19 protein-coding genes are annotated in these 26226 nt (G+C 72.4%); 6 read left to right on the forward strand and 13 right to left on the reverse strand.

All coding sequences use genetic code 11. From position 1 onward, the window contains the following. Positions 1-4 precede the first annotated feature (4 nt). The 4 genes from ABTX60_RS01515 to ABTX60_RS01530 form a co-directional block, all read right to left on the reverse strand. Complete coding sequence (locus tag ABTX60_RS01515; RefSeq protein ID WP_352095046.1) at positions 5-1219, reverse strand: NAD(P)/FAD-dependent oxidoreductase; 1215 nt, start codon at positions 1217-1219, stop codon at positions 5-7. A 115-nt stretch (positions 1220-1334) separates the two neighbouring features. Next, on the reverse strand, positions 1335-2285 hold the full coding sequence (gene sigJ, locus ABTX60_RS01520; RefSeq protein ID WP_352095047.1) for an RNA polymerase sigma factor SigJ: 951 nt from the start codon (positions 2283-2285) through the stop codon (positions 1335-1337). 10 nt (positions 2286-2295) lie between these two features. Beyond that, positions 2296-4671 (reverse strand): bifunctional salicylyl-CoA 5-hydroxylase/oxidoreductase, encoded by a 2376-nt coding sequence (locus tag ABTX60_RS01525; RefSeq protein ID WP_352095048.1) that lies wholly within the window; start codon positions 4669-4671, stop codon positions 2296-2298. Next, positions 4656-5483, reverse strand: a complete 828-nt coding sequence (locus ABTX60_RS01530; RefSeq protein WP_352095049.1) for an enoyl-CoA hydratase family protein — start codon at positions 5481-5483, stop codon at positions 4656-4658. Before ABTX60_RS01530 ends, ABTX60_RS01525 begins: the two co-directional genes overlap by 16 nt. Positions 5484-5791: 308 nt before the next feature. Between ABTX60_RS01530 and ABTX60_RS01535 the strand changes: the two genes are divergently transcribed. Further along, complete coding sequence (locus ABTX60_RS01535) at positions 5792-6259, forward strand: ATP-binding protein (protein ID WP_352095050.1); 468 nt, start codon at positions 5792-5794, stop codon at positions 6257-6259. 19 nt (positions 6260-6278) lie between these two features. Here the strand turns inward: ABTX60_RS01535 and argF are convergent, their stop codons facing one another. The 5 genes from argF to ABTX60_RS01560 all read right to left on the reverse strand — a co-directional run bounded on the left by argF (position 6279) and on the right by ABTX60_RS01560 (position 13856). Continuing rightward, positions 6279-7286, reverse strand: coding sequence for an ornithine carbamoyltransferase (gene argF, locus ABTX60_RS01540; protein WP_352095051.1), 1008 nt, complete (start codon positions 7284-7286; stop codon positions 6279-6281). Between the two features lie 116 nt (positions 7287-7402). Beyond that, complete coding sequence (locus ABTX60_RS01545; protein WP_352095052.1) at positions 7403-8626, reverse strand: arginine deiminase; 1224 nt, start codon at positions 8624-8626, stop codon at positions 7403-7405. Positions 8627-8777: 151 nt separating this feature from the next. Continuing rightward, the gene (locus tag ABTX60_RS01550) at positions 8778-11318 is read right to left on the reverse strand and encodes a polynucleotide kinase-phosphatase (protein ID WP_352095053.1); all 2541 of its coding nucleotides are present in this window, start codon (positions 11316-11318) and stop codon (positions 8778-8780) included. Beyond that, positions 11315-12778, reverse strand: coding sequence for a 3' terminal RNA ribose 2'-O-methyltransferase Hen1 (locus tag ABTX60_RS01555; RefSeq protein ID WP_352095054.1), 1464 nt, complete (start codon positions 12776-12778; stop codon positions 11315-11317). Before ABTX60_RS01555 ends, ABTX60_RS01550 begins: the two co-directional genes overlap by 4 nt. Before the next feature lie 157 nt (positions 12779-12935). Beyond that, positions 12936-13856 (reverse strand): LLM class F420-dependent oxidoreductase, encoded by a 921-nt coding sequence (locus ABTX60_RS01560; RefSeq protein ID WP_352095055.1) that lies wholly within the window; start codon positions 13854-13856, stop codon positions 12936-12938. A gap of 239 nt (positions 13857-14095) precedes the next feature. Here ABTX60_RS01560 and ABTX60_RS01565 point away from each other — a divergent pair, with 239 nt between their 5' ends. Then, on the forward strand, positions 14096-14269 hold the full coding sequence (locus ABTX60_RS01565; RefSeq protein WP_352095056.1) for a hypothetical protein: 174 nt from the start codon (positions 14096-14098) through the stop codon (positions 14267-14269). 151 nt (positions 14270-14420) lie between these two features. Here ABTX60_RS01565 and ABTX60_RS01570 read toward each other — a convergent pair whose 3' ends face one another. From ABTX60_RS01570 to ABTX60_RS01585, 4 genes are all read right to left on the reverse strand, one after another. Further along, positions 14421-14891, reverse strand: a complete 471-nt coding sequence (locus ABTX60_RS01570; protein WP_352095057.1) for a DUF6099 family protein — start codon at positions 14889-14891, stop codon at positions 14421-14423. Between the two features lie 196 nt (positions 14892-15087). Beyond that, positions 15088-15411, reverse strand: a complete 324-nt coding sequence (locus tag ABTX60_RS01575) for a nucleotide pyrophosphohydrolase (RefSeq protein ID WP_352095058.1) — start codon at positions 15409-15411, stop codon at positions 15088-15090. After that, on the reverse strand, positions 15404-16654 hold the full coding sequence (locus ABTX60_RS01580; RefSeq protein WP_352095059.1) for an AAA family ATPase: 1251 nt from the start codon (positions 16652-16654) through the stop codon (positions 15404-15406). The genes ABTX60_RS01575 and ABTX60_RS01580 overlap by 8 nt, the downstream gene beginning before the upstream one ends. A 71-nt stretch (positions 16655-16725) precedes the next feature. Continuing rightward, positions 16726-17121 carry a cell division protein SepF gene (locus ABTX60_RS01585; protein ID WP_030838486.1) on the reverse strand — a complete coding sequence of 132 codons (396 nt, stop codon included), beginning with the start codon at positions 17119-17121 and terminating at the stop codon, positions 16726-16728. Between the two features lie 192 nt (positions 17122-17313). On the opposite strand from ABTX60_RS01585, the gene ABTX60_RS01590 reads away from it, so the two are divergent. From ABTX60_RS01590 to ABTX60_RS01605, 4 genes are all read left to right on the forward strand, one after another. Then, positions 17314-21354 carry a bifunctional nitrate reductase/sulfite reductase flavoprotein subunit alpha gene (locus ABTX60_RS01590; protein WP_352095060.1) on the forward strand — a complete coding sequence of 1347 codons (4041 nt, stop codon included), beginning with the start codon at positions 17314-17316 and terminating at the stop codon, positions 21352-21354. A gap of 112 nt (positions 21355-21466) precedes the next feature. Continuing rightward, entirely contained in the window at positions 21467-23197 is a 1731-nt protein-coding gene (locus tag ABTX60_RS01595) for a hypothetical protein (protein WP_352095061.1), read from the forward strand. A gap of 226 nt (positions 23198-23423) precedes the next feature. Continuing rightward, positions 23424-24767: a hemolysin family protein gene (locus ABTX60_RS01600; RefSeq protein ID WP_352095062.1), complete on the forward strand. Its 1344-nt coding sequence runs from the start codon at positions 23424-23426 to the stop codon at positions 24765-24767. Next, on the forward strand, positions 24764-25786 hold the full coding sequence (locus tag ABTX60_RS01605) for a hemolysin family protein (RefSeq protein ID WP_352095063.1): 1023 nt from the start codon (positions 24764-24766) through the stop codon (positions 25784-25786). The genes ABTX60_RS01600 and ABTX60_RS01605 overlap by 4 nt, the downstream gene beginning before the upstream one ends. The last annotated feature ends 440 nt before the right edge of the window (positions 25787-26226 follow it).

Below are 26226 nucleotides of genomic sequence, written 5' to 3' on the forward strand. Positions count from 1 at the left end.
CGGATCAGGCCGCCGTCCTGACCGGTGCGCCCTCCGGGACGACGGCGGTCTCCCGCACGATGCGGCGGCGGCGCACCGGCAGGACCGTCGGGTGGGCGACGCCCCAGGCCGCGCCCTTGCAGATGATCTCCTTGTAGAGCGCGGCGAGCCGGCCGGTCAGGGCCGCGGACTTGGCGCGGTCGTCGGCGGTGACGTACTGGATCAGGCCGTCCTTGCGGCCCAGGGAGATGCACTGGTTGAAGTAGCGCACCGGCACGCTGGGAACCTTCCCGCCGGTCAGACGGGCCGCGATGGCGTCGGCGGCCTGCCAGGCGGTGGGGACGCCCGAGGCGCACGACATCCGCAGGGGCTTGCCCCCGGGGCCCATCGCCAGGGCCGCGTCGCCGACGGCGTACACGTCCGGGTGCGACAGTGAGCGCATGGTCCGGTCGACCACGATCTGGCCGGTGCCGCTCACGTCCAGGGTGGTGGCCTGTGCGATGGGGTGGACGGCGAAGCCCGTGGTCCACACGGTGACCGCGGCGGGGAGGGTCGTTCCGTCGGCGGTGGTGACGCGGTCGGCGTCGACGGCGGTGACGCCGGTGTGCTCGTGGACGGTGATGCCGAGCCGGTCGAAGGTCTTCCGCAGGTGCCCGCCGCCCTTGGGCGAGAGCCAGTCGCCGAATCCGCCGCGGACGGCCAGGGCGACATCGAGGTCCGGGCGGGCCTCGGCGATCTCGGTCGCCGTCTCCACCCCGGTGAGGCCGCCGCCGACCACGACCACGGACTCCCCGGCGGACAGGCCGGCCAGGCGCTCGCGCAGCCGGAGCGCTCCGGGGCGGCCGGCGACCTCGTGGGCGTACTCGGCGGTGCCGGGCACGCCCTGGTCGTTCCAGCCGCTGCCGAGGGCGTAGACGAGGGTGTCGTACGCCAGGACCTCGTCCTCCCGCTCCCCCGCGCCTTCCGGGGCTGCGACCGTGACGGTCTTGCGGTCCACGTCGAGAGCGGTGACCGTCCCCTGCTTCAGTGCTACGCCGGTGCCCTCGAACATCTCGTCGAAGGGCCGAGGCGCGAGGTCCTGGCCGGCTGCGAGCTGGTGCATCCGGACGCGCTCGACGAAGTCGGGCTCGGCGTTGACGAGGGTGATGGCGACGTCTGCGCGGTGCAGTCGCTTGGCGAGGCGCCCGGCGGCGGTGGCTCCGGTGTAGCCGGCTCCGAGGACGACGATGCGGTGCTGCATGGCGTGGCTCCTGTCATGACGGCTGTCTTCAGCGGGTTTCGCCTCTTGAACCGGGCGGCCCGCCGATTCCTGACAGGGATCCGATGTGAGCCACATCACATCGCAGTCGGCCGGGTCAGAAGACCGTGAGCAGGGGTTCTCCGTGGTCACCGGCGGCCCACAGCCGGGTCGCGCGTTCGAGCTTGTCGGGGTTGACCTGGTTGCGGAACGCGGCGATGCCGTCGGCGGCGACCTCCAGGCACATGACGCCGATGACCCGGCCGTCGAGGACCACCACGAGGGCGGGGTCGCCGTTGGCGGTCCAGGCGTAGACGTCGGGCGAGCCGCCGACCAGGGCGCGCTTGGCAGCGCTGGGCTTGAACAGACCCCGCATGAACTTCGCGACCGCGAGAGCGCCCTCGAACGCCCTGGCGCGGGCCGGGACCTTCCCGCCGCCGTCGCCGACCGCGACGGCGTCCCCGGTGAGCAGCTGCACGAGCGGCTCGGTCTTACCGCTGGAGGCGGCCGCGAGGAACTCGTCGATGATCCGCCGCGCGGCGGCCTCGTCGATCTCGGTGCGGGTACGGGCCCTGCCGTCCGCGACGTGCTTCTTCGCGCGGTGGAAGATCTGCTGGCTGGAGGCCTCGGTGATGTCGAGGATCTCGGCGATCTCCCGGTGCGGATAGTCGAACGCCTCACGCAGGACGTACACCGCCCGCTCGTTCGGGGAGAGCCGCTCCAGCAGGACGAGCACCGCGTACGAGACCGATTCACGCTGCTCGGCGGTGTCGGCGGGCCCGAGCATCCGGTCCCCGGCGAGCAGCGGCTCGGGCAGCCACTGACCCACATACGTCTCACGTCGCGCACGGGCCGAGGTGAGCTGGTTGAGGCACAGGTTGGTGAGCACCTTCGTCAGCCACGCCTCGGGGACCTCGATGCGGTCGGGATCGGCGCCCTGCCAGCGCAGAAACGTCTCCTGCACGGCATCCTCGGCCTCGCTCGCCGACCCGAGCAGCCGATAGGCCACGGCTTCCAGGCGCGGCCTGAAGGCCTCGAACCGGTCCACGTCGTCCAGGGTCAGGGGCATGCCACGGATCCTAACGTCCCCGGTCGCCGCCGCCTCCGAGATCCAGTCGCGGTTTGGGGGCGTCCAGACGGCCCGTCTGGGGGCGGCGGCTGCCCGCGCGGTACGGGGCCGGCCAGGGCGCGCCCGGGCCCGTGTAGCCCTGCTCGGCCGCCGCGTGCAGGGTCCAGTGGGGGTCGTAGAGGTGGGGGCGGGCGAGTGCGCAGAGGTCGGTGCGGCCCGCCAGGATCAGGGAGTTCACATCGTCCCAGCTGGAGATCGCTCCGACCGCTATCACCGGGATGCCGGTGGCGTGGCGGATGCGGTCCGCGAACGGCGTCTGGTACGACCTCCCGTACTCCGGCCGTTCGTCCGCCACGACCTGGCCCGTCGACACGTCGATCGCGTCGGCGCCGTGCGCGGCGAAGGCCCGGGCGATCTCGACGGCGTCCTCGGCACTGGTCCCGCCCTCGGCCCAGTCGGTGGCGGAGACGCGGACGGTCATGGGCCGCTCCCCCGGCCACACGTTCCGTACGGCGTCGAAGACCTCCAGCGGGAAGCGCAGCCGCTTCTCCAGGGAGCCGCCGTAGGCGTCGGTGCGCCGGTTGGTCAGCGGGGAGAGGAACCCCGACAGCAGATAGCCGTGCGCGCAGTGCAGTTCGAGCAGGTCGAAGCCGGCCCGGGCGGCGCGGACCGCGGACGCCGTGAACTGCTCGCGGATATCGGTCAGTTGCGCGCGGGACAGCTCGCGCGGCGTCTGGCTGAACTTCTTGTACGGGAGCGCCGAGGGGGCCACGAGCGGCCAGTTGCCCTCCTCCAGCGGCTCGTCCATGCCCTCCCACATCAGTTTCGTGGAGCCCTTGCGGCCGCTGTGGCCGAGCTGCACACCGATGGCGGTTCCGGGTGCCTGGGCGTGCACGAAGTTCGTGATCCGCTTCCATGCCTCGGCCTGCCGGCCGGTGTAGAGGCCGGCGCAGCCGGGCGTGATCCGGCCCTCCTCGCTGACGCACACCATCTCGGTCATCACCAGCCCGGCCCCGCCCAGCGCCCGGGCCCCCAGATGGACGAGGTGGAAGTCGCCGGGGACGCCGTCGACGGCCGAGTACATGTCCATGGGCGAGACGACGACCCGGTTGCGCAGGGTCAGTCCGCGCAGCCGGAACGGTGTGAACATCGGGGGCGTGCCCGGCGGGCCGCCGAACTCGCGCTCCACCTTCTGCGTGAAGTGGGCATCGCGCAGCCGCAGGTTGTCGTGCGTGACGCGACGGCTGCGGGTGAGCAGGTTGAAGGCGAACTGGCGGGGCGGCTGGTCCAGGTACAGGGGGAGGTTCTCGAACCACTCCAGGCTGGCCCGGGCCGCGCGCTGCGTGGAGGCGACGACCGGTCGCCGTTCCGCCTCGTAGGCGGCCAGGGCCTCGGGCAGCGAGCCCTGCTCCTCCAGGCAGGCGGCCAGGGCGAGCGCGTCCTCGACGGCGAGTTTGGTGCCGGAGCCGATGGAGAAGTGGGCGGTGTGGGCGGCGTCCCCGAGGAGGACGACGTTGCCGTGCGACCAGCGGTCGTTGACCACCGTGCGGAACGTCGTCCAGGCGGAGTTGTTCGACTTCAGGGGACGGCCGCGGAGCGCCTCGGCGAAGATCTTGGCGCAGCGCCCGATCGACTCCGCTTCGCCGAGCTCGTCGAACCCGGCCGCGTGCCAGACCTCTTCGCGCATCTCGATGATCACCGTCGAGGCGTCCGGGGCGTAGGGGTAGCCGTGGAGCTGCATGACGCCGTGTTCGGTCTCGGCGATCTCGAAGCGGAAGGAGTCGAAGGGGAAGTCGGCGGCGAGCCAGATGTAGCGGCAGCGGTGGGTCGTCACCCGGGGGCGGAAGACGTCCGCGCGCGTCTCGCGGGTGGTGCTGTTCACGCCGTCGGCGGCGATGACCAGGTCGTGGGTGTGCGGCAGGTCTTCGGGGGCCTCGGTGTGGAAGCGGAGGTCGACGCCGAGGTCGCGGCAGCGGGCGTGGAGGATCTCGAGCAGCCGTTTGCGGCCCAGGGCCGCGAAACCGTGCCCTCCGGAGGTGTGGCGGTTGCCGCGGTGGACGATGTCGATGTCGTCCCAGCGGGTGAAGTGCTGCTGGAGGGCTTCGTAGACCTTCGGGTCGGCGTGTTCGATGCCGCCGAGGGTCTCGTCGGAGAGGACCACGCCGAAGCCGAAGGTGTCATCCGGGGCGTTGCGTTCCCAGACGGTGATGTGCCGTTCCGGATCGAGGCGTTTGAGGAGGGCGGCGGCGTAGAGGCCGCCGGGGCCGCCGCCGATGATTGCCACCCTCAGGGGGTGGCCGTCCCGCGCGTGCGAGTGCGGGTCCGTTGTGGCTGATCGCGCAGTTCCCCGCGCCCCTGAGGCTGACTCGCTCACCGTCCGCTCCATTTCGGGGGGCGCTTCTCCGTGAACGCCGCGTGGAACTCGGCGTAATCCTCGCCGTTCATCAAGAGCGCCTGTGTCGAGGCGTCGAGTTCCACCGAAGCCGCCAGGGGCATGTCCAGCTCGGACGTGAGCAAGGCCTTGGTCTGTGCGTACGCCAGGGCCGGGCCCTCTGCCAGGCGCCGGGCCAGCTGTTGTGCGGCCTCGTCGGCGGCGCCCTCCTCCGTCAGTTCGCTGATCAGGCCGATGCGCTCGGCCTCCAGGGCGCGGACCGGGTCGCCCAGCATCAACAGGCGGGTCGCGTGGCCCAAACCGACGACCCGGGGCAGGAGGTAGGCCGCGCCCATGTCGCCGCCGGAGAGGCCGACGCGCGTGAAGAGGAACGCGAAGCGGGCGGTCGGGTCGGCGATCCGGAAGTCCGCGGCCAGGGCGAGGACCGCTCCGGCGCCCGCCGCAACGCCGTGCAGTGACGCGATCACCGGGAACGGGCACTCCCGGATCGCGCGGACCACCTGGCCGGTCATCCGGTTGAAGTCCAGGAGCTGCGCGGTGTCCATGCCGAGCGTCGCGCCGATGATCTCGTCGACGTCGCCGCCGGAGCAGAAGCCGCGGCCCTCCCCGGCCAGCACCAGGGCCCGTACGGACCGCTCCCGGGACAGCTCCGCGAGCAGGTCACGCAGGTCGGCGTAGGCGCCGAAGGTGAGCGCGTTGAGCTTGTCGGGGCGGGCGAGGGTGACGGTCGCGACGCCGTCGGCGATCTCGACGCGCAGATGCTCCCAGCCGGGGGTGCGGGCGGCGGAGCCGGTGAAGGGACTCATGACGTGCGGCCTCCTCGGGCGGGCACTGCCTCACTGAGCTCTACCCCTCGAAGCTATCACTCATCCGTGACTGTCGTCATGAGTGCGCGATAGACCGTACGGGTAGGACTTCGGTGTGGGCCCGGCGTGACCTGGCCCGGTCACATCCGTCACAGATCGTCCACACCGGCGTAACGGCGGGAGCAGCTGTGCGCGGCGGCGCGTTCACCTGGGTAAGCCGTCCGGCAAGGGGGCAAGGGCGCCTCCGACGGTGCCCCTCGGACGCCTCCGGAGAGCGGCGCCGTACCATTCATCAGGTTGAAAGCAGGATGTCCTGCTCCATGAACGGACCCGCCTTGTACGAACTCCCCTCAGCCCCCGCCTCCTGGCGCATCGCGCTGCCGCACACCGCGGCGGCGGTCCCCGTGGCCCGTGCCCTGGTCCGTACGGCGCTGACCGAGCTGGATCACGGGGCGGACCGCGACACCGCGGAGCTGCTGACGGCGGAGCTGGTGGCCAACGCGGTGGAGCACACCACGGGCGAGACGCCGATAGAGCTGGTCGTGGAGCTGATGCCGTCGGGCTGCCGGGTGGAGGTGCACGACACCGACCCGGCCCCGCCCGGCGACCTGACCTGTCCGGCCGGCGGACCGCCCGACCCCTGGCAGGAGCACGGGCGCGGGCTGCTGCTGATCCGCGCCCTGAGCTCCTCGTGCGGGCACCGGCCGACCGAGTCGGGCAAGGCGGTCTGGTTCAGGCTGTCCGCGGTGCCGGCCCAGCGACGCCGGTCGGCGTGACCCCGGGCACAGGGCCCGTTCAGGCCAGGGTCGCCACCATGACCGCCTTGATGGTGTGCATCCGGTTCTCCGCCTCGTCGAAGACGACCGAGTGGGCCGACTCGAAGACCTCGTCGGAGACCTCCAGGTACTCCAGGCCGTAGGCCGCGTGGATCTCCTGGCCGACCCTGGTGCCGAGGTCGTGGAAGGCCGGCAGGCAGTGCAGGAACTTCACGTCCGGGTTGCCGGTGGCGCGCAGGACGTCCATGGTCACGGCGTACGGGGCGAGGGCGGTGATGCGCTCGGCCCAGACCTCCTTCGGCTCACCCATGGAGACCCAGACGTCCGTGGCGACGAAGTCGGCGCCCCGGACGCCCTCGTCCACGGTCTCGGTGAGCGTGATGCGGGCACCGCTGGTCACGGCGAGCGCGCGGGCCCGGTCGACGATCTGCTCGGCCGGCCAGTACTCCTTCGGCGCGACGAGTCGTACGTCCATGCCGAGCAGGGCGCCGGTGACCAGGTAGGAGTTGCCCATGTTGAAACGGGCGTCGCCGAGGTAGGCGAAGGAGACCTCGCTCAGCGGCTTGGCGCAGTGCTCCGTCATGGTCAGCACGTCGGCGAGCATCTGGGTGGGGTGCCAGTCGTCGGTGAGCCCGTTGTAGACGGGGACACCGGCGTGCGCCGCCAGCTCCTCCACCTTCTCCTGGCTGTCGCCCCGGTACTCGATCGCGTCGTACATCCGGCCCAGCACCCGCGCGGTGTCCTTGACCGACTCCTTGTGCCCGATCTGGGAGCCGAAGGGGTCGAGGTACGTGGTCGAGGCGCCCTGGTCGGCGGCCGCGACCTCGAACGCGCAGCGGGTGCGGGTGGAGGTCTTCTCGAAGATCAGCGCGATGTTCCGGCCCTGGAGGTACCGGGGTTCGATCCCGTCCTTCTTCGCGGCCTTCAGGTCGGCGGCCAGCTCGACCAGACCGCGGAACTCCTCCTCGGTGAAGTCCAGCTCTTTGAGGAGATGGCGGCCGGCGAGGGCGGTCGGGACAGTCGCCATGAGGGCGCTCCAGGGATACGGGGACACAGACTGCTGGAATACTATACGAAACTCAGCATGCCTATACGAGAGCCTCTCTCGGCCGAGGGCCCCGGGGCAGGAGCCCTAGGGGCCTCCTAGACCGGATCACGTTCGACCGGGCAGCTCATGCACCGCGGCCCACCCCGGCCCCGGCCCAGCTCACTGCCCGGGATCTCTATCACCTCGATGCCCTGTTTGCGCAGGTGGGTGTTGGTGGTGGAGTTCCGCTCGTAGGCGACCACGACCCCGGGTTCGACGGCGAGGACGTTGCAGCCGTCGTCCCACTGCTCGCGTTCGGCGGCGTGCACGTCCTGGGTGGCGGTCAGCACACGGATCTCGTTCAGGCCGAGGGCGGCGGCGATCGCGCGGTGCATGTGCTCCGGCGGGTGGTCCGTGACCTTCAGCTCCTTCTCCCCGACGCCCGGCTCGATGGTGTACGAGCGGAGCATGCCGAGGCCCGCGTACTGGGTGAAGGTGTCGCCGTCGACCATCGTCATCACGGTGTCGAGGTGCATGAAGGCACGCCGCTTGGGCATGTCGAGCGCCACGATCGTCTCGGCGGACCCGGCGGCGAACAGCTTGTGCGCGAGCATCTCCACGGCCTGCGGGGTGGTGCGCTCACTCATGCCGATGAGCACCGCCCCGTTGCCGATGACCAGCACGTCCCCGCCCTCGATGGTCGACGGGTAGTCGGCCTGCCCCTTCGACCACACGTGGAAATTCTCGTCGCGGAACAGCGGGTGGTGCCGGTAGATCGCCTCGAAGTGCACGGTCTCGCGCTGCCGGGCGGGCCAGCGCATCGCGTTGATCGACACCCCGTCGTAGATCCACGCGGAGGTGTCGCGGGTGAAGAGGTGGTTGGGCAGCGGGCCCAGCAGGAAGTCGTCCAGCTCCATGACATGGAAGCGCACCGAGGTCGGCTCGGGGTTGACGTCCAGGAACTCGCGTTTCGTCATGCCGCCGATCAGGACCTCGGCCAGGTCGGACGCGGGCAGGTTCTCGAAGGCGGCTCTGAGCGGGTCGGTGGCCAGCGGGCCGTACTCCTTCTCGTCGAAGACCCTGTCCAGGACGAGGGATCTGGCCGCCGGGACCTCGAGCGTCTCGGCCAGCAGATCACCGAAAAGATGGACCTCGACACCGCGGTCGCGCAGCACGTCGGCGAATCCGTCGTGCTCGGCGCGGGCCCTGCGCACCCACAGCACGTCGTCGAAGAGCAGCGAGGTCTTGTTGCTGGGGGTGAGCCTTTTGAGCTCGAGATCGGGCCGGTGCAGGATGACGCGGCGCAGCCGCCCGGCCTCGGAGTGGACGTGGTATGCCATGCCTCCATCCTGACCGCCTGAGCACAGGTTGACGCGCACCCTGCATGTTTCGGCGTACTTCTGTTCGCGTCTGGATGACGACAACGCCCGGGGTGGGGTGGGCGGCGAACAGCGGGGGTGGGCGACGGCAGGACCATCGCCCACCCCCGGTTCACAGCCGGGGGTCGACCGGCTCCGACTCCAGGGCCAGCACCCCGAACACCGCCTCGTGCACCCGCCACAGCGGCTCACCCTCGGCCAGCCGGTCCAGGGCCTCCAGGCCGAGCGCGTACTCGCGGATCGCCAGGGACCGCTTGTGGTTGAGGAACCGCGAGCGCAGCCGGGCGAGGTTCTCCGGGCGCGTGTACTCCGGGCCGTAGATGATCCGCAGGTACTCGCGGCCGCGGCACTTGATGCCGGGCTGCACCAGGCGGCCCTGGGTGTCGCGGACCACCGCGCCGACGGGCTTGACGACCATGCCCTCGCCGCCGCGGCCGGTCATCTCCAGCCACCAGTCGACGCCCGCCCGGACCGACTCCGGATCGGCGGTGTCGACGTAGAGCCGGCGGGTGGTCTGCAGCAGGCCGCTGCCGTCGTGTTCGACGAGCCGGTCGAGCAGGGCGAGCTGCTCGTCGTGCGGCAGGCCGGCGAGGTTGCGCCCCTGCACCGCGAGGATCTGGAACGGCGCCAGGCGCACGCCCTCCAGGCCGTCGGTGGTCCAGCAGTAGCGGCGGTACGCGGCGGTGAACGCGGCGGCGTTCGTCGCCCGTTCACCGGTGCGGGACAGGAGGTCCGCCACGTCCACGCCGCGTGCCGCCGCGCCCCGCAGGGCGGCCAGCGCCTGCGGGAGCACCGCGCCGGACGCGGCGCCCACGGCGGCGTACTGCGACCGCAGCAGCCCGGACGCCTTCAGCGACCAGGGCATCAACTCGGCGTCCAGCAGCAGCCAGTCCGTCTCCAGTTCGTCCCAGAGGCCGGCCTCGCCGATCGCCGTGCGCGTCCGGTCCAGGATCTCCTCGGTGAGGGCCTCGTCGTCCAGGAAGGGGCGGCCGGTGCGGGTGTAGAGGGACCCCGCCGGGCCGTCCACGCCGAAACGCTTGCGCGCCGCCTCCGCGTCGCGGCACACCAGGGCCACCGCCCGCGAGCCCATGTGCTTCTCCTCGCACACGACCCGCGCGACACCGTCGTCCTTGTACTGGGCGAACGCCTCCGCCGGGTGCTCCAGGTAGCCCTCGACGTGACTCGTGGCCGTCGGGGCCATGGTCGGCGGAAGGTACGGCAGCAGACGCGGGTCCACCGCGAACCGGCTCATGACCTCCAGGGCCGCCGCCGCGTTCTCCTCGCGGATCGAGACGCGGCCCTGGTGCCGGGTCTCCACGACCCTGCGGCCCCGCACGTCCGCCAGGTCCAGCGGGCGGCCGTCCTGCCCACCGGGCGCCTCGGAGCGCAGCGGCTTCGTCGGCTCGTACCAGACCTGCTCCGCCGGGACGTCGGCCAGCTCGCGTTCCGGCCAGCGCAGCGCGGTGAGCTTGCCACCGAAGACCGCGCCGGTGTCCAGGCAGATGGTGTTGTTGAGCCAGGTCGCCTCCGGGACCGGGGTGTGGCCGTAGACGACCGCGGCCCGGCCCCGGTAGTCCTCCGCCCACGGGTAGCGCACGGGCAGGCCGAACTCGTCGGTCTCCCCGGTGGTGTCGCCGTACAGGGCGTGGCTGCGGACCCGGCCGGAGGTGCGGCCGTGGTACTTCTCGGGCAGGCCGGCGTGGCAGACCACCAGCCGGCCGCCGTCGAGGACGTAGTGGCTGACCAGACCGTCGAGGAACTCCCGTACCTCGGCGACGAACTCCTCGCTCTCGCCCGTCATCTGCTCGATGGTCTCGGCGAGGCCGTGGGTGTGCTGGACCTTGCGGCCGCGCAGGTACCGGCCGTACTTGTTCTCGTGGTTGCCGGGCACGCACAGGGCGTTGCCGGACTTCACCATCGCCATGACGCGGCGCAGCACGCCGGGACTGTCCGGGCCGCGGTCGACCAGGTCGCCGACGAAGACGGCCGTACGGCCCTCCGGGTGAACGCCGTCGACGTAGCCCAGCTTGGCGAGCAGCGCCTCCAGTTCGGCGGCGCAGCCATGGATGTCGCCGATGATGTCGAACGGGCCGGTCAGGTGGGTCAGGTCGTTGAAGCGCTTCTCGGTGACGACCGTGGCCTGCTCGACCTCCTCGACGCCCCGCAGGATGTGCACCTTGCGGAAGCCTTCGCGCTCCAGGTGCCTGAGGGAGCGCCGCAGTTCGCGGGTGTGGCGCTGGATGACGCGGCGGGGCATGTCGGCCCGGTCCGTGCGGGCGGCGTTGCGTTCGGCGCACACCTCCTCGGGCACGTCGAGCACGATCGCGATCGGCAGCACGTCGTACTGCTTGGCCAGGTCGATCAGCTGGCGGCGGGCGTCGGACTGCACGCTGGTCGCGTCGACGACGGTGCGGCGGCCGGCGGCCAGGCGCTTGCCCGCGATGTAGTGCAGGACGTCGAAGGCGTCCTTGGTGGCGCTCTGGTCGTTCTCGTCGTCCGAGACGAGGCCGCGGCAGAAGTCGGACGAGATGACCTCGGTGGGCTTGAACTGCCTGCGGGCGAAGGTGGACTTGCCGGAGCCGGTGGCCCCGACCAGCACCACCAGGGACAGGTCGGTGACGGGCAGCACGCGCCCCTGCGTCTCGTCGGTCATGCCGCCTTCGCCTCCTTCGGGCTGGTCATCGTGAACACGGCCATCTGGGTGGGCGGCCCCACCTCGGGGTCGTCGGGGCCCACGGCGACGAACTCGACGCCGTAGCCGTGCCGTTCGGCCACAGCCCCGGCCCAGGCGCGGAATTCCGCGCGGGTCCACTCGAAACGGTGGTCGCCGTGCCGGACGTGGCCGGCCGGGAGGGACTCCCAGCGCACGTTGTACTCGACGTTCGGGGTGGTCACGAGGACCGTCCTCGGACGCGCGGAACCGAACACCGCGTACTCCAGGGCCGGCAGCCGGGGCAGGTCGAGGTGCTCGATCACCTCGCTGAGCACGGCGGCGTCGTATCCCTTGAGCCGGACGTCGGTGTAGGCGAGCGAGCCCTGGAAGAGCTGGACGCGTGAGGCCTGCCGCTCGCCCATGCGGTCCAGCTTGAGCCGACGGGAGGCGATGGTGAGCGCGCGCATGGACACGTCGACGCCGACGACCTCGGTGAACGCCGGGTCCTTGAGCAGCGCCTGCACCAACTGGCCCTGTCCGCAACCGAGATCGAGGACGCGGGCGGCTTTGGACTGCCTCAGCGCCGTCACGATCGCCTCGCGGCGCTGCACGGCCAGCGGGGTCGGCTTCTCCTCGGCCTCGGTCTCCGCCTCGACCGCGTTGTCGATCTCCTCGACCTCGCTGTCGTCGGCCTCCGCGAGACGCACCAGCTCCAGGCGCTCGGTGGCCTGCCGGGTCAGCGCCCAGCGGCGCGCGAGGTAGCGGCTGGTGATCAGCCGCTGCTCCGGGTGGCCGGGCAACCAGCCCTCGCCGACGCGCAGCAGCTTGTCGACCTCGTCGGGGGCGACCCAGTAGTGCTTGGCGTCGTCGAGGACGGGGAGCAGGACGTAGAGGTGGCGCAGGGCCTCGGCGAGGGTGAGCGTGTCCGCTTCCAGTACGAGGCTCACGTAGCGCGAGTCGCCCCACTCGGGGAACTCGGTGTCCAGTGCCACCGGTTCGGCGGTGACGGTCCAGCCGAGCGGCTCGAAGAGCTTGCGCACGAGGTCGGGGCCGCCCCGGGCGGGCAGCGCGGGCACCTCGACCCGCAGCGGCCTGGCCTGGCCGGGCAGCTCCGGCCGGGCGTTGCAGACGCCCTTCATCGCGCTGGAGAAGACGCTGCTCAGCGCCACGGCGAGCAGGGAGGAGGCCGCGTAGGGGCGGTCGTTGACGTACTGCGCGAGGGCCGCGTCCGGGGCACCCCCGCGGCCCTTGCCTTTGCCGCGCCTGACCAGTGCCACCGCGTCCACCTCCAGCAGCAGCGCCGCCGTGCAGCGCCCGGCCTCGGCCTCGGGGTAGAGGACGTGGGCCGTGCCGTAGGAGGTGGAGAACGCCTGCGCCTTGTCGGGATGCTTGTGCAGCAGGTAGCCGAGGTCGGTGGCGGGGCGTTCGGGCGTGCCGGTAGTGGTGATGGTCAGGAACATGCGGAGGGCCTCTCCGGCTGGGTGGACGGTTCGGTGCCGTACGCGCGAGAGCCCCCAGGGAGGGTGATCCTGGGGGCTCGGCAGGACGACGTCCACAGCTTCGCACACCTGTGCCCACCAGCGCCTTCGTTTAAGGAGGGCGGCTCGGCGGGGCCGGTCAGGCCAGCTGCGACTGCACCTGTGCGGAGATCAGCTCCAGGTGGTCGAGGTCGTCGAGGTCGAGGACCTGGAGGTAGATGCGGCTAGAGCCGATCTCGGCGTAGCGGCCGATCTTGTCGACGACCTCGGCCGGGGAGCCGGCCAGGCCGTTGAGCTTCAGCTCGTCCACCTCACGGCCGATCGCGGCGGCCCGGCGGGCGACCTCCGCGTCGTCCCGGCCGACGCAGACCACGAGGGCGTTGGAGTACGTCAGCTCGTCGCCGCGGCCGGCCTCCTCGGCGGCGGCGCGGACCCGGCCGAACTGGCGCTCGCTGTCCTCGACGGAGCCGAAGGGCATGTTGAACTCGTCGGCGTACTTGGCGGCCAGCCGCGGGGTGCGGGACGGGCCGTGGCCGCCGACGAGCACGGGGATCCTCTGCTGGGCCGGCTTGGGCAGGGCGGGAGAGTCCGTGAGGTCGTAGTAGGTGCCGTGGAAGTCGAAGGTCTTGCCGGGGTCCGTCCCCCACAGACCGGTGACGACCTCCAGCTGCTCCTCGAGGCGGGCGAACTTCTCCTTGGGGAAGGGGATGCCGTAGGCCTTGTGCTCCTCCTCGAACCAGCCCGCGCCGAGGCCGAGTTCGACGCGGCCGCCGGACATCTGGTCGACCTGGGCGACCTGGATGGCGAGCACGCCGGGCAGCCGGAAGGTGCCGGCGGTCATCAGGGTGCCGAGCCGGATGCGCTTGGTCTCGCGGGCGAGTCCGGCCAGGGTGATCCAGGCGTCGGTGGGGCCGGGCAGGCCGTCCGCGTTGCCCATGCGGAGGTAGTGGTCGGAGCGGAAGAAGGCGTCGAAGCCGAGGTCCTCGGTGGCCTTGGCGACGGTGAGCAGAGTGTCGTAGGTGGCCCCCTGCTGGGGCTCGGTGAAGATGCGCAGATCCATGCTTCCATCCTGCACGCCGGGATGTGCGATCACGCCGTCGGTCCCCCGTACCGCGCGGTCCCCGGTCGGGTGAAATTACGTCCATACCGCAGGGCCCGGGTGACCGGGCCAGTGACCGGCCCCGATGGTGATCGTTGGCTCGGGCGGAGCCGGAGCCCCCGGCTTCCGCACCGGGGGGTGGACCACCGGGGCGTCACCCGCGCCGGCCTCCCCGGGGGCCGGGGGCCGAGGAGGCCGTCATGTCCGAAGAGACCGTGCCGCAGCAGGGCGGGACCGGGCAGCCGAAAGGGCTGTTGCAGCAGATGGAGGAGCTGATGGCGGCGTTGAACGCGGACCTGTCGGCGCTGGACGCGGACCTCCAGTCGGCGGGGGATGCCGAACGGCGGGTCGTCGAGGAGGGGCCGGCGGGCTAGGGCCTCACAACCGGCCGAGCGGGTCGCGCCTCCTCCCGCTCGGCTCGGACGGGTCGTCCGGGGAAGGCCGCAGGGCCCGGCCGTGCGCCATGACGGGCGCCCCCGTGATCGAGGCGGCCCTGGACAGTCCCGCGCCCGCCGGTACTGTTCCCTACCCCGCTTCTCTCTCCGGCAGCGCCAGTTCCCGGTCCGCGAGTCTGCGGAGCATCTCCAGGACGCGGTCGCGGGACTCGTCCGCCGCGTCGATGGCCTCCATGCACTGCCAGTACGTGCCCTCGTCGTCGGCCGCGCTGGCCAGGGCGACCAGGGCGATGCCGACCTCGCCGAGGAGGCCGCCGAGGTGCATCAGGGTGTGGCGGGCGTCGCCCAACTCGGTGAGCTGGCCCGCCAGCAGCTCACCGGGGGCCAGCACCGGCGGGTCGAGGACACCGCAGCCCCGGCCCGCCAGCTCGGTCAACCCCAGCGCCTCGCCACGCAGTTCGGGTGGTCCGGCGACCGCGAGGCGGCTGCCTATGGCCTGCGCGAGGGCCTGCGCCTGCCACACCTCGGCCAGGGTCTCCCGCGCGTCGCCGCCCGCCGCCAGGGACCGCCTGCTCGTCACGATGAGCCGCACCGCGTCCATGCGCTGCCCCCGTCTTGTCCGACGCGCTGCGCGCGTCCGTCTGCCCACACTCCCTTGTTCACTACCCAGAGTGAAGGGCTGTGAGACGAAAAGCCAGAGGAAGGCGGAAAATTGCGGACAACGATTCGGATTCGGGCCGCTGTTCAATTACGCAGAGTACAAGTGGATTTCTCCACTCCAGACGGTGGGGCGAGCGTCAGATCGGGAACCTCCGCTCGTTCCGGTCGATCTTCGCCTCCAGCGCCGCCAGCGGGTCGATGCCGAGCACCTCGCACAGCTGGAGCAGATACGCGAGCACGTCGGCGACCTCGTCGGTGACACGGTGCGCGGTGTCCGGGTCCGCCATGACCCGGGCCGACTCCTCGGGCGTCAACCACTGGAAGATCTCGACCAGTTCGGAGGCCTCCACGCTGAGCGCGGCGACCAGGTTCTTGGGGGTGTGGTACTGCTGCCAGTTCCGCGCGGCCGCGAAATCGGCCAGGCGACGTTGCAGTCCGGCCACGTCAAGGTGATCAGTCACGGTCCAGGTGTACCACCGTGGCCCCCTCCGTCCCGGCGGCCCACGAACCGTCGCTGACCGCGCCGACGAGCCGGATGTGCCCCCGCTCGCACATCCGGGCCGCGAGACCCAGCAGTTCCCGCCGTTGCCGCGGGTCCAGGCCCCGGTCGAAGCCGTCGGCGAGGATCGTGAGCGACTGCAGGGCGGCGGGCACCTCGCCGGCCGGGTCGACCTCCAGCACGCCGGGTCCGGTGAGGAGGACCAACGCGAAGGCGAGGTAGCGGAGTTCGCCGTGGCCGAGCCGGCCCAGGTCCGTGTGGAAGCCGTCGCCCCGGTCCACGGCGGCGGCGACCGTGCCGTCGCCGTGCAGCCGGGCGAGCACGTCCTCCACCGGCCCGCCGCAACCGGCCCGCACCGCTGCCACGAACTGCGCGTGCCGCCTCCCGCACTCGGCCCGGGTACGCCACAGCACGTCGGCGAGGTTGCCGCAGCCGCCTCGGAGGCGGCCGGAACCGGCCGCCACGGGGCCGCGCATACGGGCGGGTTCGGGGTCGCAGGCGAAGGCGGAGCGCAGGGCGACGACCATCTGCTCGGCCGCCTCCAGCACCCTGCGCTGCCCCGGTGTCTTGCCGGCGACGCGCAGGGGCAGCAGGGCGGTGCCGAGCCGGTCGTCCGGGAGCGGGCCGCGGGTCACGGGTGTCGGCCCGGCCGTGTGCCAGGCGGCCTGCACGGCGCGCTTGCCCGGGTCGCGCAGGGCGGTCTCCAGGAGGACCAGCCCGTCGGACGTCAACCGCTCGCCCACGACCCGCAGCTCCGGCTCGGCCTGTACGGCCACGTCGAGACGGACCGGACCGGCGGGGCCGTCGGCCGTGCAGCCGATGCGGAAGCCGCGGCGGCGCTGTGCGTCGGGCCGGGCTCGCTCCGGCACACAGGCGACCGGGTCGGGGAACGCCTCACCGAGCTCGGCGCCACCCCCCAGCCGGGCGAGGGCCTCGTACGCCCGCAGCGCGCTGGTCTTGCCGCAGCCGCTTCGGCCGACGAGCAGGGTGAGGGGTCCGAGCGGGAACGCGGCGCGGCGGTGGGTGGTGAAGGCGGCCAGACGCAGTTCGGTGACACGCGGGCGGTCGGGGTGGCCGGGGCGAGCGGGTGGGGCGGGGGCGGCGGACCGGTCGTGGGAAGCCGGCCGGCCGGAAGAAGCGGGCCGGTCGGAGGGATCCGGCCGGCCGGAAAGAGCGGGCCGGTCGGGGAGGGCGGGCTGGGTCATAGCCGGACGGTAGGGCTCCGCCGTGGGACGAACCGTTCCGTCTTCGAGGGCTTCCTACGAACGAGCTACTGTCACACCCCGGGGAGCCCCGCGCCTTCCATCAACCCGGTCACCTCGGTCCCCGCCGGCGTCAGCAGGAACACGTTGCGGTCCACCCGGTGCATCCCGCTCGCCAGGCCGAAGACCACACCCGTGCTGAAGTCGAGGACCCGCTTGGCGACCTCCGTCTCCGCGCCGGTGAGGTCGAGGAGGACGGGGACGCCCGCCATCAGCCGCTCGGCGACGTCCCGGGCGTCGGCGAAGACGTTCACGCGCAGGACGACGAAGCGGCGGCGGGTCTCCGTCTCGGCCTCGGGTATGGACCGGTGGCCGACGGCGGACGGCCAGGCGTCCCGGCCCCGCAGCGGCACGACCTGGGCGAGCCCCTCCCACTGTTCGTCGGTGACATCGTGGCTGTTCACCGGCATGCTCCGTCCTGGCTCGCACTCGCTGTCTGCATCGGGCAATTCTTGCGCAGAGTCACCCGTTCGGCCCAATGCGACACGCTCCGCGACCTCAATGCACCTCACAACGGCCGGAAGGCGGCTGTGTGACGGGCGTAACCCCCGATGATCAAGCCGTGTGACAGAGGCGTAACGGGCGATTCGTACCGTCGAGGCATGACCACGACCCCCGGAGACCGGCCGGACACGCGGCAGGTGCGCACCGTCTGCTCGTACTGCGGTGTCGGCTGCGGCCTCGTGCTCGATGTGGGGGCGGGCCCGGACGGGCGGCGCACGGTGCTGAAGGCGTCCGGCGACAAGGCACATCCCGCGAACGCGGGGCGGCTGTGCACCAAGGGCGCGACCACCGCCGACATGCTCGCCGCGCCCGGCCGGCTGACCGGCGCGCTGGTACGGGACGTCCGGGGCGAGGAGGCGGTCCCGGCGCCCGTGGCCGACGCGATCGCCGAGACCGCGGCGCGGCTGCGGGTGATCGTCGACGAGCACGGGCCGGACGCGGTCGCCTTCTACGTGTCCGGGCAGATGAGCCTGGAGGCGCAGTACCTGGCGAACAAGCTGGCCAAGGGGTTCGTGGGCACGAACCTGATCGAGTCGAACTCCCGGCTGTGCATGGCGAGCGCGGGCACCGGCTACAAGCTGTCGCTGGGTGCGGACGGGCCGCCCGGGTCGTACGAGGACTTCGACCGGGCGGACGCCTTCCTCGTCATCGGGTCGAACATGGCCGACTGCCATCCGATCCTCTTCCTGCGGATGATGGAACGGGTCAAGGCGGGCGCCAAGCTGATCGTCGTCGATCCCCGGAGGACCGCGACCGCCGCCAAGGCGGATCTGTTCCTGCAGGTCAGGCCGGGAACCGACCTCGCGCTGCTGAACGGCCTGCTGCAGCTGCTGCACGACGGAGGGCACACCGACCCGGAGTTCGTCGCCGACCACACCGAGGGCTGGGAGGCGATGCCCGGGTTCCTCGCCGACTACCACCCCGCGGCCGTCGCCGGGATCACCGGCCTGGCCGAGGACGACCTGCGCGAGGCGGCCCGGATCATCGGTGCGGCGGGCACGCGGTGGATGAGCTGCTGGACCATGGGGCTCAACCAGTCCACGCACGGCACCTGGAACACCAACGCCCTGGTCAACCTGCATCTGGCGACGGGGGCGATCTGCCGGCCGGGCGCCGGGCCGTTCTCCCTGACCGGGCAGCCCAACGCCATGGGCGGGCGCGAGATGGGCTACATGGGTCCGGGGCTGCCGGGGCAGCGGTCGGTGCTGGTCGACGAGGAGCGGGCGTTCACCGAGGAGGTGTGGGAGCTGCCGCCGGGTACCCTGCGCGCCGACGGGGCCGGGCAGGGCACCGTCGACATGTTCCGGCGGATGGCCGACGGGGACATCAAGGCCTGCTGGATCATCTGCACCAACCCGGTCGCCTCGGTCGCCAACCGCCGTACGGTCATCGAGGGTCTGGAAGCCGCCGAGTTCGTCGTCACGCAGGACGTGTTCGCGGACACCGAGACGAACGCGTACGCCGACGTCGTCCTGCCCGGCGCGATGTGGACCGAGGCGGAGGGTGTGTTCGTCAACAGCGAGCGCAACCTCACGCTGACCTGGCAGGCGGCGGACCCGCCCGGGGAGGCGATGGCCGACTGGCGGATCATCGCCGAGGTGGCGTGTGCCATGGGGTACGAGAAGGGGTTCTCGTACGACAGCGCCGAGCAGGTATTCGAGGAGATCCGGCGGTTCTGGAACCCGAAGACCGGCTGGGACCTGCGGGGGGTCTCCTACGAGCGGCTGCGCGAGACGCCCGTGCAATGGCCGGCCGCGCGGGAGGACGGGCCGGAGCGCAATCCGGTCCGGTACGTGGGTGACGAGGGTCTGCGCTTCCCCACGGCTTCCGGGCGGGCCGTGTTCTTCGCGCGGCCGCATCTGCCCGCCGCCGAACTCCCGGACGACGACTATCCGTTCGTGCTCAACACCGGGCGGGTGCAGCACCAGTGGCACACCCTCACCAAGACCGGGAAGGTCGCCAAGCTCAACAAGCTGAACCCCGGGCCGTTCGTGGAGCTGCATCCGGAAGACGCCGCGGCGCTCGGGGTGGACGAGGACGACCTGGTCGAGGTGGCCTCCCGGCGCGGGCGGGCCGTACTGCCGGCCGTGGTGACGGACCGGGTGCGGCCGGGGTGCTGTTTCGCTCCGTTCCACTGGAACGACCTGTTCGGCGAGTACCTGAGCATCAACGCGGTGACGAGCGACGCGGTGGATCCGCTGTCGTTCCAGCCGGAGTTCAAGGCGTGCGCGGTGTCGCTGGCGAAGGTGGCGGCGCCCGCACGTCAGGCAGCGGCGCCCGCACCGGAGGCACCGGCCCTGATGCCCACGACGGTGACGCCGGGCCCCGCGAACCCCTTCGGTCTCGAGCCCTCCCCTCCCCCGGTGCTCTCCGCCCAGGAGCGGCAGTACCTCACCGGTTTCCTCGCCGGGATCGGCTCGGGCGCCCCCGGAGTGCCGGTGCTGCCGCCCGACGCGCCCTTCTCGCCCGAGCACGCGCTGTGGGTCAACGGGGTCCTGGCCGGGATGTATTCACGCACCGGAGCGGCCGCGCCACAGGGCCGGCCCGGGCGTGAGGTCGTCGTGCTGTGGGCCTCGCAGACCGGGAACGCGGAGGAGTTCGCCACCGCCACCGCCGAGCGGCTGGCCTCGACCGGGCACCGTGCGACCCTCGTCGGCATGGACGACGCCGACGTCGGCACGCTCGCCCGCACGGCCGACCTGCTGTTCATCACCAGCACCTTCGGGGACGGCGACGCGCCCGACAACGGCTCCGGCTTCTGGGACACGCTCTCGGGCGAGCTGGCCCCGCGGCTGGACGGGGTGCGGTACGCGGTGCTGGCCTTCGGCGACTCCTCGTACGACGACTTCTGCGGCCACGGGCGACGGCTGGACGCGCGCCTCGACGAACTGGGCGGGGTGCGGCTGGCCCCGCGCACGGACTGCGAGCCGGACTTCGAGCCGACCGCCGGGCAGTGGCTCGACCAGGTGCTCTCGGCGCTGGGTGAGAAGTCCGCGGCGCCGGCCGCGAAGCCCGGGGCCGCGTCCAAGCCGGTCACCACGGCCCGGCTGGTCGGCAACCGGCTGCTCAGCCGGGCCGGGGCGGGCAAGGAGGTCCGGCGGTTCACCTTCGACACGAGCGGGACGGACCTGGCGTACGAGGCCGGGGACGCGCTCGGTGTGCGGCCGGTCAACGCGCCCTCGCTGGTGGAGGAGTGGCTGGCCGTGACCGGGGTGGACCCCGAGGCGGCCGTGACGGTCGACGGTGCCGGCGAGGTGCCGTTCGGCGAGGCGCTGCACCGGCATCTCGACATCACCCGGATCACCCCCGACCTGCTCCGCTTCGTCGCCGAACGCGCGCGGGACAAGCACGAGTTGCGCAGGCTGCTGCGGCCGGACAACAAGGACGGGCTGGCGCAGTGGAGCTGGGGGCGGCAGGCCGTGGACGTGCTCGCGGAGTACGCGGTGCGGGCGAGCGCCGAGGAGTGGGCCGGGGTGCTGCGCAGGCTCCAGCCGCGGCTGTACTCCATATCGTCGAGCCCGCTGGTTGACCCGCACCGGGTGTCGCTGACGGTGTCCGTGGTGCGGTACGAGAGCCTGCGCGGCCGGGCGCGCGGCGGGGTCTGCTCGCCGTACCTCGCGGACGCCGAACCGGACACCGAAGTACCGGTGTTCGTGCAGCGCTCACCGCACTTCCGGCCCCCCGCCGACGCCTCGACTCCGATGATCATGGTCGGCCCGGGCACCGGGGTGGCGCCCTTCGTCGGCTTCCTTCAGGAGCGGCGGGCGCTCGGCCACCGGGCCCCGTCCTGGCTGTTCTTCGGGGAGCAGCACCGGGCGACGGACTTCTACTACGAGGAAGAGCTGACGGCGCTGCTCGACGAGGGCAGCCTCACGCGGCTGGACACCGCCTTCTCCCGGGACCAGCGCAACAAGGTGTACGTGCAGGACCGGATGCGCGAGCACGGGCCGGAGCTGTGGCACTGGCTGCGCGACGGGGCCCGCTTCTACGTCTGCGGTGACGCCTCCCGGATGGCGAAGGACGTGGACCGGGCGCTGCGGGACATCGCGGTGGCGCACGGCGGGCTGGGCGAGGCCGAGGCCGCCGCGTACGTGAAACAGCTCGCGGCGGACAAGCGGTACGTGCGGGACGTGTACTGAGCCGTGCACTGAACTGAGTGGGTACCGGCCAACAGGCCCCTTACCCGGAGCACACCGGAATCTTCACCTCCCTCCGGGTGCCGCTCACCGGCGGCGATTAGCGTCCGGCGGCGTGTATTCGGCAGAAACGACGCTGGTGGTGCCCGGCCCGCGCACCCAGTCTGCGGTCTCCGCGCCGCCGGCTCCCCCGGCCCAGTGGCACCGCGTCCTGACCCTGCTCGCCGACATCGGGCTGCTGATCGGTACGCGTGCGGTGTGGACGTCGGCGGCCGGTCACCGTCCCGCCGTGGCCGCCGTGATCTCGCTGTGCTACGCGTCGATCCTGACGTGCGGGGTGCTGGCCCTGGTCGTCCGACGGGTCCGGTCGCTGGCCCGGGTGGACAGTTGCGTGCTGGTGACGGGCGTGACGCTCACCCTGTGCGCGTGGATCATGCTCCACAACGGCTCCGACGAGGCCCTGCTCACCACCCAGGCGGCGCGGGAGCTGGCCGCGGGGCGCCCGGTGTACGGGCAGCCGTGGCCCTGGCTCTTCGGCCACGGCGTGGCCCTCACCCCGACGGTGACCGGCGGCTACGACTTCACCTACGGCTATCCGCCGCTCGCCCCGCTGCTGACGGTGCCGCTGCTGTGGCTGGGCCACGCCGGCACTCCGGCGACGGCGGTGAGCACCGGCGCGCTGATCACCGGGACGGTCGTGCTGTGGCGGATGCTGCCGGCGCCGTGGCGGTCGGCGGCGACCCTGGTGTGCCTGGGCTTCGGGATGCTGCCGTCGTACGGGCGGCTCGGCTACCCGGCGGTCGTGGCGCTGGCGCTGCTGGTGCCGGTGGTGGTGCGCTGGCCCGGTACCGGTGCGGGCGGGCGGCTCGGGGCCGTGGGGCTGGGGCGGGCGGTGTGTCTGGGTGTGGCGTGCGCGGCGCAGCAACTCCCCTGGTTCCTGGCGCCGTTCCTGCTGGCCGGGATCTACGCGGTGCGGCGCGGAGAACTGGGAGGCCGGGCGGCGGCGCTGGTGGTGCTGCGGTTCGCCGGGGTCGCGGCCGGCGGGTGGCTGCTGGTCAACGCCTATTTCGTCGTGAGCGAGCCGGGGCGCTGGCTCACGGGGATCGCCCTGCCGCTCACCCAGGGGGCGGTGCTGCACGGCCAGGGCGTGGTCGGCATCTCGCTGTACCTCACGGACGGCAGCGACCGGATCGGCTGGTACTCCCACGCGAGCCTGCTGCTCCTCGCCGGGCTGCTCTCGCTGTTCGTGCTCTTCGTACGGCGGCTGGGGCCGGCCGCGACGGTGCTGCCGTGGTGCGTCTTCTACCTGGCGACCCGGTCGCAGGACGGCTACTACCTGCTGATGACGCCACTGTGGCTGGCGGCGGCGGTGACCGCTCCGGCGTCGGTGTTCGTCCGGGCGTGGCAGCCTCGACCGGGCATCCTGTCCGGGGCGCACGGCCGCCCGGCGCGGGTCGCCGCGACGATCCTGCTGCTGGCACCGGCCCTTGGCTGCGCGACCGTGGCGGCGACGGGGACACCGCCCCTGCGGATGCGGGTCACGGCGGTCCGGCACCCCACCGCGGCGACCGTCTCCCGCCTCGCGCTGCAGGTCACCAACACCGGCGACACGGAGCTCACCCCGCACTTCATGCTGACCACCGGCCAGGGCATGGCCGCGTACTGGCGGGTCGTCCGGGGCCCCCGTGCCCTGCCCGCTCACGCCACCGCCCCCTACGAACTCCGGCCGCCCGCGGGCCGCTTCCCCCTGCCCCGCCCGGGGGTCCGGATCCTCCTGCGCGCGTTCACGGCGTCGCCGCAGACGCTGTCGAGTGCGGATGTGCAGAAGGTCGTGGGCCCGGGCTGACCGGGGTGCGAGGCGGGCCGGGGGCCAGGCGGCGGCCGGGTGAAGTTCATCTACACGGCCGTAGAATCCGGGAACACCCGGGCGGCGACGAGCGTTGTACCGGATGACACACCACACGTCTAAGGAGCACGTTCTTGTCCGCCAGATCGACGGACCCTCCGGGGCACAGTCCCCGACCATCCCGCCTCGGCACCAGTGATCGCGGCACACGGCGGGGTGGTGTCGGATGAGTGCCGCAGACGCCCTGCTGGGCCTGCTCGCCGTGTTCGTGCTGACCGCCGGCACCGGCTACTTCGTCGCCCAGGAGTTCGCCTACGTCTCCGCCGACCGGCTCACCCTCGCGCGTGAGGCCGAGGCCGGGGACCGAAGGGCCGCCCGTGCCCTCACGGTGCTGGAGCGGCTGTCGTTCATGCTGTCCGGCGCGCAGCTCGGCATCACCGTCACCGGCCTGGTGGTCGGCTTCATCGCCGAGCCGTCGGTGTCCGCACTGCTCAGACCCGCCCTGTCGGGTCTCGGCCTGCCCGACGCGGCCGTCGGCACCATCGCCGTCGTGCTCGCCTTCGTGCTGGCCACGGTCGTGCAGATGGTCCTGGGCGAACTCGCCCCGAAGAATCTCGCGATCGCCGTACCCGAGCGGCTGGCGAAGGCGCTGGCCCCGTCCACCCTGGCGTATCTGAGGGTCGTGGGCCCCGTCGTGCGGATCTTCGACGGTGCGGCCGACCGACTGCTGCGCAAGGTGGGGATCGAACCCGTCGAGGAGCTGCACCACGGCGCCACGCTGGAGGAGCTAGGCCATCTGATCGGCGAGTCCCACGAGCGGGGAGAGCTGCCGGAGGACACAGCCGCGCTGCTGGACCACGCGCTGGAGTTCTCCGAGCGCACCCTGCACGAGGTGATGGTGCCGCGCGCCGACGCCGTGTTCGTCCGCAAGGACGCCGGCGCCGAGGAGGCGATCGGCCTGATCGCCCGGCACGGCCACTCCAACTATCCGGTGCTCGGCGACCACCCGGACGACATCGTGGGCGTGCTGGGCGTGCGCGAGCTGATGGCGCTGCCCGCCGCCCGGCTGGCCGGGGCGCGTGCCGGCGAGGTGGCCCGGCGACCGCTGCTGCTGCCGGACACGCTGGCGCTGCCCGACGCGGTGACGCGGATGCGGGAGCACGACGACGAGTTCGCGGTCGTCCTGGACGAGCACGGGGGCGTGGCGGGCGTCGTCACCTACGAGGACATCGCCGAGGAGCTCGTCGGTGACATCGCCGACGAGTCCGACAAGGTCACCCTTCTCGCCCTCGCTGACGGCGACGGCTGGCTGGTGGACGCCGGCCGCCGGGTGGACGAGGTGGCCGAGGCGACCGGTGTCCGGCTGCCGGAGGACGACGACTACGACACCGTGGCCGGCCTGGTCGTGGACCGGCTCGGCCGCTTCCCGACGGTCGGTGACCGGGTCACGGTCGAGCTGCCCGAGGGCGGCCGGGCCGTGATCGACGTCCGCACGCTGGACCGGCACGTGGCCGACCGCGTCCGGATCGGTCTGCTCGTGGAGGCCGCGGAAGCCGAGGAGATGGCGTGAGTTTCCCGATGGCGGTCTTCGTGACCGTGCTGCTGCTGATCGGCAGTGGCTTCTTCGTCGCGGCCGAGTTCGCCCTCGTCGCCGCCAAACGGCACCGCATGGAGAAGGCTGCCGCGGAGGGGCGGCGCGGCGCCGCGGCGGCGCTGGCCGGGATGCGCGAGCTGTCGCTGATGCTGGCCGGCGCCCAGCTGGGCATCACCGTGTGCACCCTGGGCCTGGGCTCGGTGTCCAAGCCGGCGATCTCGCACGAACTCGACCCGCTGCTGCACACCCTGGGCCTGCCCAGTGCCGTGAGCTACGGCGTGGCCTTCGCCCTGGCGATGGTCGTGGTGGTGTTCCTGCACATGGTGGTCGGTGAGATGGCGCCCAAGTCGTGGGCCATCGCCCACCCCGAGCGTTCGGCGATGCTGCTGTCGCCGCCCTTCCGGGCGGTGGTGCGGGCCGTACGTCCGCTGATCCGGCTGCTCAACCGGGTGAGCAACGCCCTGGTACGGCTGTGCCGGGTGGCCCCGCGCGACGAGCTGGCCTCGGTGCACAACCGGGAGCAGCTGACGCACCTGGTGGAGGAGTCGGAACGGCTGGGTCTGATCAGTGCGACCGACTCGGAGCTGCTGACCCGTTCGCTGACCGAGCCGGAGACTCCGGTCGCCGCGCTGCGGATCCCGGCAGCCGAGATCACCTGGGTCGAGGGCGAGGCGGACCTCGACGCGCTGCTGCGCTTCGCCGCCGAGCACGACCGCACCCGGCTGCTGGTCCGGGAGAACGGCACGGTCCTCGGCTCGGTGCACGCCCGGGACGCCCTGGTGGCCCGAGCCCGGGGCCGGGCCACGACCGCGCGGGACCTCGCCCGTCCGGTGCCCGAGCTGGCGGAGACCGCCACGGTGGCCGAGGCCATCGAGGTGCTGCGCCGCCGCCGGTCGTCCCTTGCCGTGGTCCGCGACGACTCCGGCAGCCTCTCCGGCCTGGTCACCCTGGACGACCTGCTGGCCCGGCTGCTGCAGCCGGCGGGGGTGGCTTGAGAGGGCGGGGCCTGCTGCTGAGGGGCGGGGCCCGCGGTTCGAGGGGGCGGGTCTCGCGGTAGGGCGGGGCCCGTGGCCCGAGGCGGAGCCCGCGCCTCCAGGAGGCGGGCTCGTCGCCCGAATGAGGCGGAGCCTGCGGCCCGGCGGGCCAGGAGCCGTGGCCTGCCGGGGGTCCGAGCCCGTCGCCTCACGCGTACCGGGTCCGAACATCCAGCACATCTGCACACCGTGCGCCGGGCTGTCGCGCGGCGCTCGGGTCTCCGCCGCGCCCCATTCGCGACCTGGGCTTTTGGCGGTGAAGTGCCCGCTTCGGGAATCGGGCCGCAAGAGTCTCGCGCGCGGCCGGGCGACGGGGTGTGTGAAGGAGTGGGCGCATCCCGTGACCCGGAGGTCACAGCGGTGAAGACGGTGGCCGCGAGGAGGCGTGCAGCGCCGACGGG

Origin of the sequence: Streptomyces sp. NPDC126510 (assembly GCF_040302345.1) — a bacterium.
In the GTDB taxonomy this organism is placed as follows: domain Bacteria; phylum Actinomycetota; class Actinomycetes; order Streptomycetales; family Streptomycetaceae; genus Streptomyces.

What these genes read in the sequence shown, in the direction of transcription:
- ABTX60_RS01525 (WP_352095048.1), bottom strand. Translation starts at nt 4,671, where the DNA reads ATGGAGCGGACGGTGAGCGAGTCAGCCTCAGGGGCGCGGGGAACTGCG.
- ABTX60_RS01580 (WP_352095059.1), bottom strand. Translation starts at nt 16,654, where the DNA reads ATGACCCAGCCCGCCCTCCCCGACCGGCCCGCTCTTTCCGGCCGGCCG.
- ABTX60_RS01515 (WP_352095046.1), bottom strand. Translation starts at nt 1,219, where the DNA reads ATGCAGCACCGCATCGTCGTCCTCGGAGCCGGCTACACCGGAGCCACC.
- ABTX60_RS01590 (WP_352095060.1), top strand. Translation starts at nt 17,314, where the DNA reads ATGACCACGACCCCCGGAGACCGGCCGGACACGCGGCAGGTGCGCACC.
- sigJ (WP_352095047.1), bottom strand. Translation starts at nt 2,285, where the DNA reads ATGCCCCTGACCCTGGACGACGTGGACCGGTTCGAGGCCTTCAGGCCG.
- ABTX60_RS01545 (WP_352095052.1), bottom strand. Translation starts at nt 8,626, where the DNA reads ATGGCATACCACGTCCACTCCGAGGCCGGGCGGCTGCGCCGCGTCATC.
- ABTX60_RS01600 (WP_352095062.1), top strand. Translation starts at nt 23,424, where the DNA reads ATGAGTGCCGCAGACGCCCTGCTGGGCCTGCTCGCCGTGTTCGTGCTG.
- ABTX60_RS01560 (WP_352095055.1), bottom strand. Translation starts at nt 13,856, where the DNA reads ATGGATCTGCGCATCTTCACCGAGCCCCAGCAGGGGGCCACCTACGAC.
- ABTX60_RS01530 (WP_352095049.1), bottom strand. Translation starts at nt 5,483, where the DNA reads ATGAGTCCCTTCACCGGCTCCGCCGCCCGCACCCCCGGCTGGGAGCAT.
- ABTX60_RS01550 (WP_352095053.1), bottom strand. Translation starts at nt 11,318, where the DNA reads ATGACCGACGAGACGCAGGGGCGCGTGCTGCCCGTCACCGACCTGTCC.
- ABTX60_RS01565 (WP_352095056.1), top strand. Translation starts at nt 14,096, where the DNA reads ATGTCCGAAGAGACCGTGCCGCAGCAGGGCGGGACCGGGCAGCCGAAA.
- ABTX60_RS01570 (WP_352095057.1), bottom strand. Translation starts at nt 14,891, where the DNA reads ATGGACGCGGTGCGGCTCATCGTGACGAGCAGGCGGTCCCTGGCGGCG.
- ABTX60_RS01535 (WP_352095050.1), top strand. Translation starts at nt 5,792, where the DNA reads ATGTCCTGCTCCATGAACGGACCCGCCTTGTACGAACTCCCCTCAGCC.
- argF (WP_352095051.1), bottom strand. Translation starts at nt 7,286, where the DNA reads ATGGCGACTGTCCCGACCGCCCTCGCCGGCCGCCATCTCCTCAAAGAG.
- ABTX60_RS01585 (WP_030838486.1), bottom strand. Translation starts at nt 17,121, where the DNA reads ATGCCGGTGAACAGCCACGATGTCACCGACGAACAGTGGGAGGGGCTC.
- ABTX60_RS01555 (WP_352095054.1), bottom strand. Translation starts at nt 12,778, where the DNA reads ATGTTCCTGACCATCACCACTACCGGCACGCCCGAACGCCCCGCCACC.